Annotated in this window: 10 protein-coding genes and 1 tRNA gene; 7 read left to right on the forward strand and 4 right to left on the reverse strand. The window is 67.0% G+C overall.

The genetic code is table 11. The features are described from left to right. Positions 1 to 159: 159 nt before the first annotated feature. The gene (locus BLV97_RS14310) at positions 160 to 1,605 is read right to left on the reverse strand and encodes an amidohydrolase (protein ID WP_035837649.1); all 1,446 of its coding nucleotides are present in this window, start codon (positions 1,603 to 1,605) and stop codon (positions 160 to 162) included. Between the two features lie 235 nt (positions 1,606 to 1,840). On the opposite strand from BLV97_RS14310, the gene pstS reads away from it, so the two are divergent. From pstS to pstB, 4 genes are all read left to right on the forward strand, one after another. Further along, positions 1,841 to 2,887, forward strand: coding sequence for a phosphate ABC transporter substrate-binding protein PstS (pstS, locus tag BLV97_RS14315; RefSeq protein ID WP_035837651.1), 1,047 nt, complete (start codon positions 1,841 to 1,843; stop codon positions 2,885 to 2,887). An 87-nt stretch (positions 2,888 to 2,974) separates the two neighbouring features. Then, positions 2,975 to 3,943, forward strand: a complete 969-nt coding sequence (gene pstC / locus BLV97_RS14320; protein ID WP_035837654.1) for a phosphate ABC transporter permease subunit PstC — start codon at positions 2,975 to 2,977, stop codon at positions 3,941 to 3,943. 7 nt (positions 3,944 to 3,950) lie between these two features. Further along, positions 3,951 to 4,796 (forward strand): phosphate ABC transporter permease PstA, encoded by an 846-nt coding sequence (pstA, locus tag BLV97_RS14325; protein WP_035837655.1) that lies wholly within the window; start codon positions 3,951 to 3,953, stop codon positions 4,794 to 4,796. Positions 4,797 to 4,821: 25 nt separating this feature from the next. Further along, positions 4,822 to 5,652, forward strand: a complete 831-nt coding sequence (gene pstB, locus BLV97_RS14330; RefSeq protein WP_035837744.1) for a phosphate ABC transporter ATP-binding protein PstB — start codon at positions 4,822 to 4,824, stop codon at positions 5,650 to 5,652. Between the two features lie 78 nt (positions 5,653 to 5,730). On the opposite strand, the gene BLV97_RS14335 is transcribed toward pstB, so the two are convergent. Then, positions 5,731 to 6,726 (reverse strand): YcjF family protein, encoded by a 996-nt coding sequence (locus BLV97_RS14335; RefSeq protein ID WP_035837657.1) that lies wholly within the window; start codon positions 6,724 to 6,726, stop codon positions 5,731 to 5,733. Next, the gene (locus BLV97_RS14340; RefSeq protein WP_035837659.1) at positions 6,723 to 8,141 is read right to left on the reverse strand and encodes a YcjX family GTP-binding protein; all 1,419 of its coding nucleotides are present in this window, start codon (positions 8,139 to 8,141) and stop codon (positions 6,723 to 6,725) included. The genes BLV97_RS14335 and BLV97_RS14340 overlap by 4 nt, the downstream gene beginning before the upstream one ends. A gap of 117 nt (positions 8,142 to 8,258) precedes the next feature. On the opposite strand from BLV97_RS14340, the gene truA reads away from it, so the two are divergent. Beyond that, positions 8,259 to 9,029, forward strand: a complete 771-nt coding sequence (truA, locus tag BLV97_RS14345; RefSeq protein WP_035837661.1) for a tRNA pseudouridine(38-40) synthase TruA — start codon at positions 8,259 to 8,261, stop codon at positions 9,027 to 9,029. A gap of 644 nt (positions 9,030 to 9,673) precedes the next feature. After that, positions 9,674 to 10,615, forward strand: a complete 942-nt coding sequence (locus BLV97_RS14350; RefSeq protein WP_035837663.1) for a hypothetical protein — start codon at positions 9,674 to 9,676, stop codon at positions 10,613 to 10,615. A 250-nt stretch (positions 10,616 to 10,865) separates the two neighbouring features. Here the strand turns inward: BLV97_RS14350 and BLV97_RS14355 are convergent. After that, positions 10,866 to 10,942, reverse strand: a tRNA-Arg gene (locus tag BLV97_RS14355). Between the two features lie 385 nt (positions 10,943 to 11,327). Here BLV97_RS14355 and BLV97_RS14360 point away from each other — a divergent pair. Then, a complete protein-coding gene (locus tag BLV97_RS14360; protein ID WP_035837665.1) occupies positions 11,328 to 11,966 on the forward strand; it encodes a LolA family protein in 639 nt (212 codons plus the stop codon). Positions 11,967 to 12,000: the final 34 nt, after the last annotated feature.

Here is a 12,000-nt window from a genome sequence, read left to right on the forward strand (position 1 = left end):
CAGCGGCCCCGGATTTCGGGGGGCCGTCCGTCACCGCGGCACGAAATGCAATGGGGTGAGGCCAATCCCCCTTCCCGTTCTTCGTGGCGCAAATGCTTCCGCATGCCCGGAGGTCGCGCGCCCAAGACCCCGCTTCCCGCGGACCTGCGCGCGGGTGGCCTATTCGGCCGCGACGGGGCGCGGCGGGATCGGCGGGGCCGCCTCATCGGGCATCGGGCAGATGTAGGGCTGCGCCGCCAGAAAGGCCGCGTGGGCTTTCTTCGCCGCATGTAGAAGCGCGGGCATCTCGATCAGATCGCGCGCGGTCGCGGCCATCACCTTGGCGGCATGGATCATGCCCTTGTGCGCCGCCGGGCTTTTGCCCTGCGCGGTCATCTGCCAGCTGTGCAGAGGCGTGCCCAGCGCACAGGTCGCCACCCGCGCCTGCACCGTCGGCACCGCCCAGCTGACATCCCCCACGTCGGTCGAGCCCTCGCTGCCCAGATGCGGACGCTCCAGCGGAGCCACGAAATCGGCAAGCGGAAGGTCCATGCGCGGCGTCATCGCCACCTTGCGAAAGCTCGCTGCGACATGATCGGGCGTCAGGGTCGCGCGGATCGCCTCTGCATAGGCGCGGTCGCGGGCGTCGAAGACCGGCGGGCCGAGGCGCTCGAAGGCGGCTTGCATCGTCTCTTCCAGCACCCGATTGCCGATCAGGTTCGACACCCCCGACACCAGCCGCCGTTCGACCCGGGTCTCGGTCATCAGCGCGGCGCCCTCGGCGATCTTGTCGACCCGGGCGATCAGGTCGCGCAGCCCGGCCAGATCGCGGGCCCGGATCAGCTGGCGTACCGTGGCCCTGGCCTGCACCACGTTCGGCGCGGTCCCGCCAGCGTCGAGATAGGCGTAGTGGATGCGCGCGTCGTCGGGCATGTGCTCGCGCATGTAGTTGACGCCGATATTCATCAGCTCGACCGCGTCGAGACCCGAACGCCCCAGTTCCGGCGCCCCCGCGGCGTGGGCCGCGCGGCCGTGGAACGTGTAATCGATCCGGCTGTTGGCCAGCGACACCGCATCGTCCACCGCGTTGATCGAAGAGGGATGCCAGGTGATCGCCGCGTCGACGTCGTCGAAGGCACCGGCGCGGACCATGAAGGTCTTGGCCGCGCCGCCTTCCTCGGCCGGGCAGCCATAATAGCGCACCCGCGCCTTGACGCCGGTCTCGGCCAGATAATCGCGCAGCGCAACCGCCGCCAGCATCGAGGCCGCGCCGAACAGGTTGTGGCCGCAGCCATGACCCGGCCCCGCCTGGCCGCCCACGGGTTTCGGTTCCGCCAGGCCTGCCTCTTGCCCCAGTTCGGGCAGCGCGTCGTATTCGCCCAGGATCGCGATCACCGGGCCGCCGTCCGGTCCTGTGTCGCCCGCTTCGCCGATCATCGCGGTCGGGATGCCCGCGACCCCCTCGGTCACGCGAAAACCCGAAGCGCGCAGCATCGCGGCGTGTTCGGCGGCCGAAGCGATTTCGGTATAGGCGATCTCGGGCGTATCGAAGACCCGGTCGGACAGTGCGGCAAAGTCCGCACCGTGAGCGTCGACGATATCCCAGATCTGGTCTCGGTTGCGCATCGCTCCAGCCTCTTTCCCATGCCGCACCCCCGACGCTAGGCCCGCGGCAACGCTTGCGCAACGCCGCTTGGGCGCGCCTCGCGAAATTCACGGCCTAGTGAAGCAACATTTTGCCGCCCTCTGACCGGCGTCACATAATTGTTGCATGATTTGCATATTGGAGGGGCACTTCATCGTCCGGTCGCTGCGGCCGGGCCAACCAAGGTCCCTGACCAGGAGACAGACAGTGAGCTTCATGAAATCCGTCGTGGCCGGCACCGCGGCCGCCGCCCTCAGCCTTGGCCTTGCTGCCGCTGCCCAGGCTTCCGATATTTCGGGCGCTGGCTCGAGCTTCATCTTCCCGGTGTTCGCCAAGTGGGGCGTCGCCTACAAGAAAGCCACCGGCAAGAGCCTGAACTACCAGTCGATCGGCTCGGGCGGCGGCATCAAGCAGGTGACCGCCAAGACCGTGACCTTCGGCGCCTCGGACAAGCCGCTCAGCGACGAATACCTGGAAAAGCACGGCATGGTGCAGTTCCCGATGATCCAGGGCGGCATCGTGATGATGTACAACGTCAAGGGCATCAAGCCGGGCCAGCTGGTCCTCGACGGCAAGACTGTCGAAGAGATCTACATGGGCAAGATCACCAAGTGGAACGCCCCCGAGATCCAGGCGCTGAACAAGGGCGTCAAGCTGCCGGACCAGCCGATCGTCGTGATCCACCGTTCGGACGGGTCGGGCACGACCTTCAACTTCACCAACTACCTGTCGAAGATCTCGAAGAACTGGGCTGACAAGATCGGTTCGGACACCGCCGTGGAATGGCCGGTCGGCCTGGGCGCGAAAGGTTCGGAAGGCGTGGCCAACATGGTCAAGCAGACCGCCGGCGCCATCGGCTACAACGAATATGCCTATGTGATCCAGAACAAGCTGGGCTATTCGAAGATGATCAACAAGGAAGGCAAGGTGGTTTCGCCTTCGCTGAAGACCTTCGCCTCGGCCGCCGCCAACGCGGACTGGAAAAATGCGCATAACTTCCGCGTCATCATCACCGACCAGCCGGGCGCCGACAGCTGGCCGATCGCGGCTTCGACCTGGGTGATCATCCACAAGAACCCGCAAGATCCGAAGGCCGCGAAAGAAGCGCTCAAGTTCTTCGCCTGGGCCTACAAGAACGGCAAGCCCGAAGCCAAGTCGCTCGACTATGTCGCGATCCCCAACAATGTCGTTGAACTGATCGAGGCTTCCTGGTCGAAGATCCAGCACAATGGCAAGCCGATCTACACCCCGATGATGCACTAAGCCCATCCATCGGGTATCCTAAGCGAACGGGCGGGGACATTCCCGCCCGTTCGGCTGTTTGAAGAGACGCGGAAGGGGGCGCCGGACATGGCCACGACCGAAATCGGAGCGACAGAGCAGGCTTCGCGCAGGCATACCCGCCGGCTCAAACGGCAAGACGGGGCCTTTTTCTGGCTCGCCTGGGGTTCTGCCGCTTTGGTCGTCGTGCTGCTGCTTGGCATCCTGCTGTCGCTGTTGTGGGAATCGCTGCCATCGATCGGCCATTTCGGCCTGCCGTTCCTGTGGAACGAACGCTGGAGCCCGGCGAAAGATATCTTCGGCGCCGCCGCACCGATCTACGGCACCTTGCTGACTTCGCTCATCGCGATGGTGATCGCGGTGCCCACAAGCTTTGGCATCGCGATGTTCCTGACCGAGATCTGCCCCAAGTCGCTGCGCAGGCCGATCGGCATCGCGATCGAGCTGCTGGCCGGCATCCCCTCGATCATCTACGGTCTGTGGGGCTTTTTCGTACTTGCCCCGATCATGCAGCACACGGTGCAGCCTTTCCTCATCAACACCTTCGGCGACCTGCCGATCATCGGCTTCCTGTTCCAGGGCGCACCCTACGGCATCGGCATGCTGACCGCGGGGCTGGTGCTGTCGATCATGATCTTGCCGTTCATCACCTCGGTCACCCGTGACGTGTTCGAGACCGTCCCGGTTATGCTGCGCGAAAGCGCCTATGGCATGGGCATGACCACCTGGGAGGTCGTGCGCCGGATCATCATCCCCTATACCCGCCTCGGCCTTGTCGGCGGGGTGATGCTGGGTCTCGGCCGGGCGCTGGGTGAAACCATGGCGGTCACCTTCGTGATCGGCAACTCGCACCGAATCGCCAGTTCGCTGCTGGCGCCGGGCACCACGATCTCGGCCGCCATCGCCAACGAATTCGCGGAAGCGGACGGCAAGCTTTACACTTCGGCTCTGGTCGAGCTGGGCCTGATTCTCTTCGTCATCAGCTTCACCGTGCTCGCGCTTGCCAAGTGGCTGATCGGCCGCACTGAATCCTACTGAGGCCCCCATGACCACGCACAATCCCATCACTCGACGCCGCCATCGCCGCAACCGGGTCGCGATGGTCTTCTCGATCTTCGCGACCGCCGTCGGGCTGTTCATCCTGGCCGCGATCCTGTGGGAACTGCTCTGGCAGGGCCTCGGCGGACTGAACATGAAGGTCTTCACCGAAATCACGCCACCGCCGGGCTCCGACGGCGGCCTGAGCAATGCGATCTACGGCTCTATCATGCTGACGCTGGTGGGGATCGCCATCGCCGCGCCGATCGGCATCCTGGCCGGCACTTATCTGTCGGAATATGCCCGCGGGTCGAAGATCGGCGAGGCCGCGAAATTCATCAACGACGTGCTCTTGTCGGCGCCCTCGATCATCGTCGGCCTGTTCATCAACGCGATCCTCGTGGTGCCCTTCGGCACGTTCTCGGCCTGGGCGGGGGCGGTGGCGCTGGCGGTGATCGCGCTGCCGGTGATCAACCGCACCACCCAGGACATGCTGGCGCTGGTGCCCAATACCCTGCGCGAGGCCGCCGCCGCCCTGGGCGCACCGCGCTGGAAGGTGCTGGTCTTCATCGTGTGGCGCGCTGCGAAAAGCGGCATCCTGACCGGGGTGCTCTTGGCCATCGCACGGATCTCGGGCGAGACCGCGCCGCTGCTGTTCACCTCGTTCGGCAACCAGTTCTGGTCGACCGACATGGGCAAGCCGATGGCCAACCTGCCGGTGGTCATCTATCAATTCGCGATGAGCCCCTATAGCGACTGGCAGCGACTGGCCTGGGTCGGCGCGCTGCTGATCACCTCTGCGATCCTGTTCCTCAACATCCTCGCGCGCAGCCTTGCCGCGCGCAGCCGCTGAAGGTAGGCCTATGGACGACCAGACCATGACACATCCCGCCGATCATCCCGCCACCGATTCCGTCGCCGCGTTGAAACCGCGGCGCTCGGTCGAGGATCATCCCGTCAAGCTGGAGGTGAAGGGCCTCAACTTCTTCTACGCCAACAACCACCAGGCGCTGACGGACATCAACCTGTCGCTCCGCGACAAGGCGGTCACCGCCTTCATCGGCCCCTCGGGCTGCGGCAAGTCCACGCTGCTGCGCGTGCTGAACCGGATGTATGACCTTTACCCCGGCCAGCGCGCCCAGGGCGAGGTCCTGCTGGACGGGCGCAACATCCTGGCGCCGAAAGAGGACCTGAACGTCCTGCGCGCCAAGGTGGGCATGGTGTTCCAAAAGCCCACCCCCTTCCCGATGTCGATCTACGAGAACATCGCCTTCGGGATCCGCCTTTACGAGAAACTGTCCAAGGCCGAGATGGCCAACCGGGTCGAGGCCGCGCTGCGCGAGGCGGCGCTGTGGGACGAGGTGAAGGACAAGCTGCATCAATCGGGGCTGGGCCTGTCGGGCGGCCAGCAGCAGCGGCTGTGCATCGCGCGGGCGGTGGCGGTGAAGCCCGAGGTGCTGTTGATGGACGAACCGGCCTCGGCGCTCGATCCGATCTCGACCGCGAAGATCGAGGATCTGATCACCCGCCTGGCCGACGATTACTGCATCGCGATCGTGACCCACAACATGCAGCAGGCGGCGCGGACCTCGGATTACACCGCCTTCATGTATCTGGGCGAAATCGTCGAATTCGACCGGACCGAACAGATCTTCACCGCGCCGAAGAACCAGAAGACCAACGATTATGTGACCGGCCGCTTCGGCTAGGCTGGGCGGCTTGGGGCCGGTCGCGCGTCGGCCCGGGGCCTGCGCCAGCCGCCCTCACCCGGCGCGCGGTGGCACCGCCTAGCCCGCCTGCCCGTCGCGCCCGAACAGCCCCGCCAGCGCCCGCGCGACCAGGGCCGACACCAGCGGCCGCTTGCGCGCGCGGAACGGCAGCGGGCGACAGACCTCGATCGCGGCCACCCCCACGCGCGCCGTCAGGGCGCCGTTCACCATGCCCTCGCCAAAGCGGCGCGAGACCTTGGTCAGCAAGGTGCCGCCGGCGACCGAATGCACCAGATCGTCGCCCACGGCGACCGCGCCGGTCGCCGCCAGATGCGCCAGCACCGACCGCGTCAGCCGCCACGAGCCCAGCGCGCCGGACCGCCCGCCGTAGATTTCCGCGATGCGGCGGATCATCCGCAGGTTCGCACCCAGCGCGGTCGCCACGTCGGCCAGCGCCAGGGGCACCAGCGCGGTCACCGTCGCCACCTGCCGCGCCGCGCCCTCGATGGTACGCAGGGCCTGCGCATCCAGCGGCGTCAGCAGCGCATCCTCGGCCAGCGCCAGCAGGCCATCGGCGTCGAAGCTGTCGTCGTGGCGCGCGGCCAGCCGGGCGCGCCCCAGGGCGGTCTCGGGGCGGTGGGCATAAAGTGATTGCAGCCGAGCGACCACCCGGCGCGCGCCGGCCAGATCGGCGCCCGTGATCGCGGCCTCGGCCTCGCGGTGGATGGTGTCGACGCGCCTCAGCCGCGCGAAGGCCGCCAGTTCGCGCAGCGCAATGATCGCCACGACCAGCACGAACGCCCCGATCAGCACCGCCGCCAACCAGCCCAGAAGCGGATAGCGGGCCATCAGATCGGTCACGAAGGTCCAGGCCGCGACCGATACGGCAAAGCTCAGGATCGCCCCCAGAAGCCCCCAGAACAGCCGCCCCAGGCGCGACGGGGCGCGGGCCGCGAACGCCGCCGCGCCCCGCATCGCGCGGCCCTCGGGCAGGTCGGCGTCGGGCACCGGCGGCGCGGCCGAGGGATCGGCGGTTTCCTCGAGTTCCAGGACCAGGGGTTTTCGCGACTTCATGTCAGGCGGTCCCCGATCAGAAATTCGGCGGCCCGGTCCAGCCGGATATGCGGCGGCCCCTCGCCGGGTTTGAGGTTCAGCCGCGCCGGCGCGAATCCCTCGACGGCATAGTCGCCCTCCAGCCAGCGTTCGGCCCCCTGGCGCGCGGGCGACAGAAGCCGCGCGGGATCTTCCGGCAATTCGCCCGGATACATCGCCGCCACACGCCCGGTCCCAGCCAGCACGCCCTTGACGCAATCAAGCGTCGCGCCCTCATGGCTGATCTGCGCCTCGACGGTGGCGCGCAGGCTGGCGATCGCCATCGCTGCGGTCCGCGCGCCGGAAAAGTCGGCGCGGTCCCTGGCCTCGCGCACCAACGCCTCCATGATCGCGGCCAGCCGGCCGTGCTGGGAATGGTGCAGATGGTCGGCCTTGGTGGCGGCGAACAGGATCCGGTCGATGCGCTTGCCCAGCACGATATCGGCAAGCCAGCGCGCCCGCCCGGGGCGGAACGCGGTCAGGATATCGGCCAACACCCGGCGCATGTCCTCGACCGCGCGCGGCCCCGCATGGATCGCGCCCAGCGCGTCGATCAGCACCACCTGCCGGTCGATCCGGGCGAAATGGTTGCGAAAGAACGGGCGCACGACCTCGCGCTTGTAGGCCTCAAAGCGGCGCTCGAACTCTCGCCACAGGCTGCCGCGCGGGGTCTTTTCCGGCGCGGGCAGCGGCGCGAAGGTGACGACGGGCGACCCCGCCAGATCCCCGGGCAGCAGGAAGCGCCCCGGGGTGCAATCGGAAAAGCCTGCCTCGCGGGCGGCCAGCAGATGCGCGGTGAAGGCCGCGGCCAGCGCCCGCGCGCCGGTCTCGTCATGCGGCGCGGCGCCGGTGGTCGCGTCCACCTGCCCCAGATAGGCCCCGCCCCCGGGCCGCGCGGGCAGGCGCTCCAGCACGTCCGCGGACCATTGAGCAAAGCTCTTGTTCATCAGCGTCAGGTCCAGCAGCCATTCGCCCGGATAGTCGATGATGTCCAGATGCACCGTCCGCAGCCCCGAAACCGCCCCCAGAAGGCCACTTGGCTGCACCCGGAACGACAGCCGCAATTCGCTGACCGCGCGGGTCGAGGCAGGCCAATGCGGCGCCTCTCCAGTCAGCGCGGCCAGATGAGCCTCGTACTCGAAGCGCGGCACGGTATCGTCGGGCTGGGGCTGCAGATAGGCGGTGCGGATGGCCCCGCTGCGCGCCGCGTGCAATTGCGGCATGCGGCCCCGGTCCATCAGATTGGCGACCAGCGCCGTGATGAAGACGGTCTTGCCGGCGCGGCTAAGGCCGGTCACCCCCAGCCGGATCGTCGGCTCCAGGAAGACGCCTGACACACGCGCGCCGACGTCCTCGATCCCGCGCGTGATGCCATCGGTGATGGATGTGAAGACCAAACGCTGCCCCTTGCTTGCCGGATCCAAGATAGGCACGAAGCGCGCGGGTGAACAGAGGGCGCGCCGGGTTCCGCCACCGCCTGTTTACAGCGCATCCCGCCCAAGCTAACGGAAGGCATGACGCGCTACGCCCTGAAGATCGAATATGACGGCACCCCGTTTTGCGGCTGGCAGCGGCAATCGGGCCAGCCTTCGGTGCAGCAGGCGCTGGAAGAGGCGATCCGGCGGCTGGAACCCGACGCCCCCGGCATCGGAGCCGCGGGCCGCACCGATACCGGCGTTCACGCCACCGCCCAGGTGGCGCATTGCGACCTGGCCAAGCCCTGGGAATGCTTTCGCCTGATGGAGGCGCTGAACTATCACCTCAAGCCGCTGCCCGTGGCCGTGGTCGCCGCCGCCCCGGTGGGGGCGGATTTCCACGCCCGCTTCTCGGCCAAGGGCAGGCGCTATCTGTTCCGGCTGGTGGCGCGCCGCGCGCCCGTCACCCATGACGCGGGCCGCGTCTGGCAGGTGCGCCACGACCTGGCGCTTGCGCCGATGCAGGCAGCCGCGCGCCACCTGATAGGCCTGCATGACTTCACCACCTTCCGCTCGACCATGTGCCAGGCCGCCTCGCCGGTGAAAACCCTTGATCGGCTTGATATCGAGGCGCGGCCCTACCCCCATGGCACCGAATTTCGCTTCCACCTCGCGGCGCGCAGCTTCCTGCACAACCAGGTCCGCTCGATCGTCGGCACGCTGGAACGGGTCGGCGCGGGCGCCTGGGCGCCGGATCAGGTAAGGGACGCGCTGGAGGCCGCCGACCGCGCCGCCTGCGGCCCAGTGTGCCCGCCACAAGGTCTGTATCTCGATGGCGTCACCTACGAACCCGACCCCTTCGCCGTCTAGCCAGCCGGTCCTTGCCCCGGGCAGCCTCACCTTGACCATCGCGGCGCCACCGGAACGCGCGCCTGCGAAAACACGCGGCGCCGGCCAGCCGCCGCGACCGCGGACCAAAGGAGGCCCGCGCGGCACCCAGCCGGGCCGGCGCCACTGACCGGCCCGACCAGCCGCACCGAAAGACAGCCAAAATCTCTGCCGGCCGGAGCGGAGCGGATCAGATCGCCGGCCGGCCGCGTCGGCCTCCTCCCCGCAAGCCGACCCCGGAAGTCCCCCAAGCCGGTTGTCGCGGGGGCCTTCGGTCAGGTCCGCGTCAGCTTTTTCACATGTGCGCGCGATTGCGGTCCAGAATGCGCCTTTGGCGCGGCGCGCAGTTGCTTTTTCGGGGAATGGTTTCATCCTGACGGCGACGAGCTTGCCGCAAGGCTTTGGTCGGCGCGAGAACACACCGCCCATCCGGGAAGCGAAGTTGCGCGAGGTTTCGGCCTGGCTGTGCCTGTCGGCGTTCCGGCGCAGACCCCATGTCCCCGCCGACGCGCCGGCGTCCGGTCTTGCCAAGGCTGGCCTCGGGACGATCCCGTTCGCGCCCCTTGTGGCAGGCGCGCGCACCGGGCTGCATGGGCACAGTGGGAGACACCGCGATGGATAGTGGAATGATCGACGCAACCCATGGCGAAGCAACAGGTCCAGGCCGGTTCCGGCGTGCCTTGATCGCGATGGGGCTGCGTGGCGAGGACCCCGAGTTGGTCTCGCCGGTACCGGCCAACGCCTTCGAGTGGATCCGTGTGCTGTTCGGCATCACGCTGATCTACGACACCTGGACCACACTGAGTTGGGAACACAAACAGGCCGTCGCCCACACGCTGGGACTGCCGATCTCCAGCCCGACGCTGCACCTCCTGGTGGCCGTCATGGCCCTCGTGCAACTGGTCGTGGCGATGTCGATCGTCTTCAATCGGGGCGTCGCGATACTGGCCTGGGTGGGCTTGCTGCACACCGTGTACGTCTGGGTGGTGCTCGAACACGGTGGCGATTTCGGCCAGCAGGGGACGGATCCCGGCGATGCCTTCGCCTATATGGTGATGTTCTTCTTCATCATCGCCGCCGACCGCCACAGCCGGTCGCCGGACCCGTCGAAGAACGAATATTTCACCCTGGCACGCCTGTGGTTCGGCTTTCTCTGGGCCTATGACGCGATGATGAAGTTCCACCCCTATTTCATGACCCATTTCACCGACTTCCTGACCTCGGCCGAGACCAGCGTCAAGGGCACCTGGGGCGCGGGGCTGGACCAGGTGTTCCTGAACCTGACCAATATCATCGGTCCGCATGTCGTGCCGGTTCTGGTGGCGCTGACCGAGTCCCTGATCGCGCTGTCGCTGATCAGCGGGCGCGGGCTGCGGATCATGGCGCCGGTCGGCTTCGTGTTGGCGGTCGTGATCTGGAACACCGCCGAATCCTGGGGAGGCCCCTACCCCGATTTCGTGACCTCCGCGGGCGGACAGATGTTCGGTAACGTGATCATCTACGCGATGGCCTTCCTCTATATCCTGACGCTCTACAATCCGCTCGACTTGCTACGCCAGCGGCGCTGAGCGCCATTGGCTTTGTATCCGATTCGATGAGGCGGCCGACCGGCACGAGCGATGGCGCGGGCAACCCGAACCTCCGAGTTCGGTGGATTTCCCGCTTCTTCGTCCCGGCGGTGTTGCACGCATGAAGGAGCCAAGATGACGAGACGACCAAGACGGAACCATAGAGAACCCGAACCGCACCCTCTCTGCAAACCCGCACGTCGCGCAGGCAGCGCCAAAGGCCGGAAGCCCAATGAACATTAGGGGAAAATGGCGCACCCGGAGCGATTCGAACGCCCGACCCCCAGATTCGTAGTCTGGTGCTCTATCCAGCTGAGCTACGGGTGCGTGGGAGTGGCGTTTAGCCCTGCCAGCCGGGCATTGCAAGGGGCAAATCGCAGCTTTTCCGAAAGCCGCGGTCGGAAACCGCCCCGATCGACGCGGCGACCTCCGCCGATCTTGGCGCCGCGCGGTTTCCTCGGCGAAGAAATTCCCAGAAAAACATAGTCCCGTCGAAGCTTACCCCCCCCCGAACGGGATCCGGACGAGAAACCTCTGCTCGCGATGCGCCACCGCCTTCCGCTTCGGCCCACGCCGCGGACCGGGGCGGATGCATCCGGCCGGGCGCGTCCGTGATCACCGCGGCGGGCGAGCGGCAGGAATTCGCGCCCCGGGGCGGATGGCCACGCCAGAGGGGATGGAATTCATGCGCGGCGACGATTAGATCAGAAGCATGAAACGTCTTCGCCGCCTCAGCGCCCGCCCGTTCGTCCGCAATTCCGCCGCGCTTGCCGCGCCGCTGGTGGCCGCCCTGGCCCAACCCGCCGCTGCGGCGCCGATCCCGCTGGGGGATCTGTCGAGCTACCTCAACAGCATGACGACCGCCGAGGCGCCCTTCACCCAGATCAACGCCGATGGTTCGATCTCGACCGGCACGCTGTACATCGACCGTCCCGGACGGGTCCGGTTTCAATACGCGCCGCCGAATGGAACGCTGGTGATCGCCAACAATGGCGTCGTCGCGGTGATCGATCCGAAATCGAACCAGATCCCGCAGCAATACCCGCTGCGCCGCACACCGCTGAACCTGATCCTAGCACGCCATGTCGAACTGAGCCGCAGCAATTCCGTGACCGGACTGCGCCAGGACGGCGTCAAGACGATCGTCACGGCGCATGATCCGAAACATCCCGATTACGGCTCGATCCAGCTGATCTTCACGCCGGACCCGACCCAACTGCGGCAATGGGCGATCACCGATCAAAGCGGCCAGAAGACGACCATCGTCCTGGGCGACATGAAAACCGGGATATCGATCCCGCCCAAGACCTTCGATATCGGCGCGGCCACACCCCGGCAGGTCAAGCGCTAGGACAGGACAAGCGCTGGGACGACGCCTTCGGTTT

The organism is Allgaiera indica (genome assembly GCF_900106675.1).
Taxonomy (GTDB): Bacteria; Pseudomonadota; Alphaproteobacteria; order Rhodobacterales; family Rhodobacteraceae; genus Acidimangrovimonas; species Acidimangrovimonas indica.

Coding starts and splice junctions, on each gene's coding strand:
- BLV97_RS14310 (WP_035837649.1), bottom strand. CDS start 1,605: ATGCGCAACCGAGACCAGATCTGGGATATCGTCGACGCTCACGGTGCG.
- pstS (WP_035837651.1), top strand. CDS start 1,841: ATGAAATCCGTCGTGGCCGGCACCGCGGCCGCCGCCCTCAGCCTTGGC.
- pstC (WP_035837654.1), top strand. CDS start 2,975: ATGGCCACGACCGAAATCGGAGCGACAGAGCAGGCTTCGCGCAGGCAT.
- pstA (WP_035837655.1), top strand. CDS start 3,951: ATGACCACGCACAATCCCATCACTCGACGCCGCCATCGCCGCAACCGG.
- pstB (WP_035837744.1), top strand. CDS start 4,822: ATGACACATCCCGCCGATCATCCCGCCACCGATTCCGTCGCCGCGTTG.
- BLV97_RS14335 (WP_035837657.1), bottom strand. CDS start 6,726: ATGAAGTCGCGAAAACCCCTGGTCCTGGAACTCGAGGAAACCGCCGAT.
- truA (WP_035837661.1), top strand. CDS start 8,259: ATGACGCGCTACGCCCTGAAGATCGAATATGACGGCACCCCGTTTTGC.
- BLV97_RS14350 (WP_035837663.1), top strand. CDS start 9,674: ATGATCGACGCAACCCATGGCGAAGCAACAGGTCCAGGCCGGTTCCGG.
- BLV97_RS14360 (WP_035837665.1), top strand. CDS start 11,328: ATGAAACGTCTTCGCCGCCTCAGCGCCCGCCCGTTCGTCCGCAATTCC.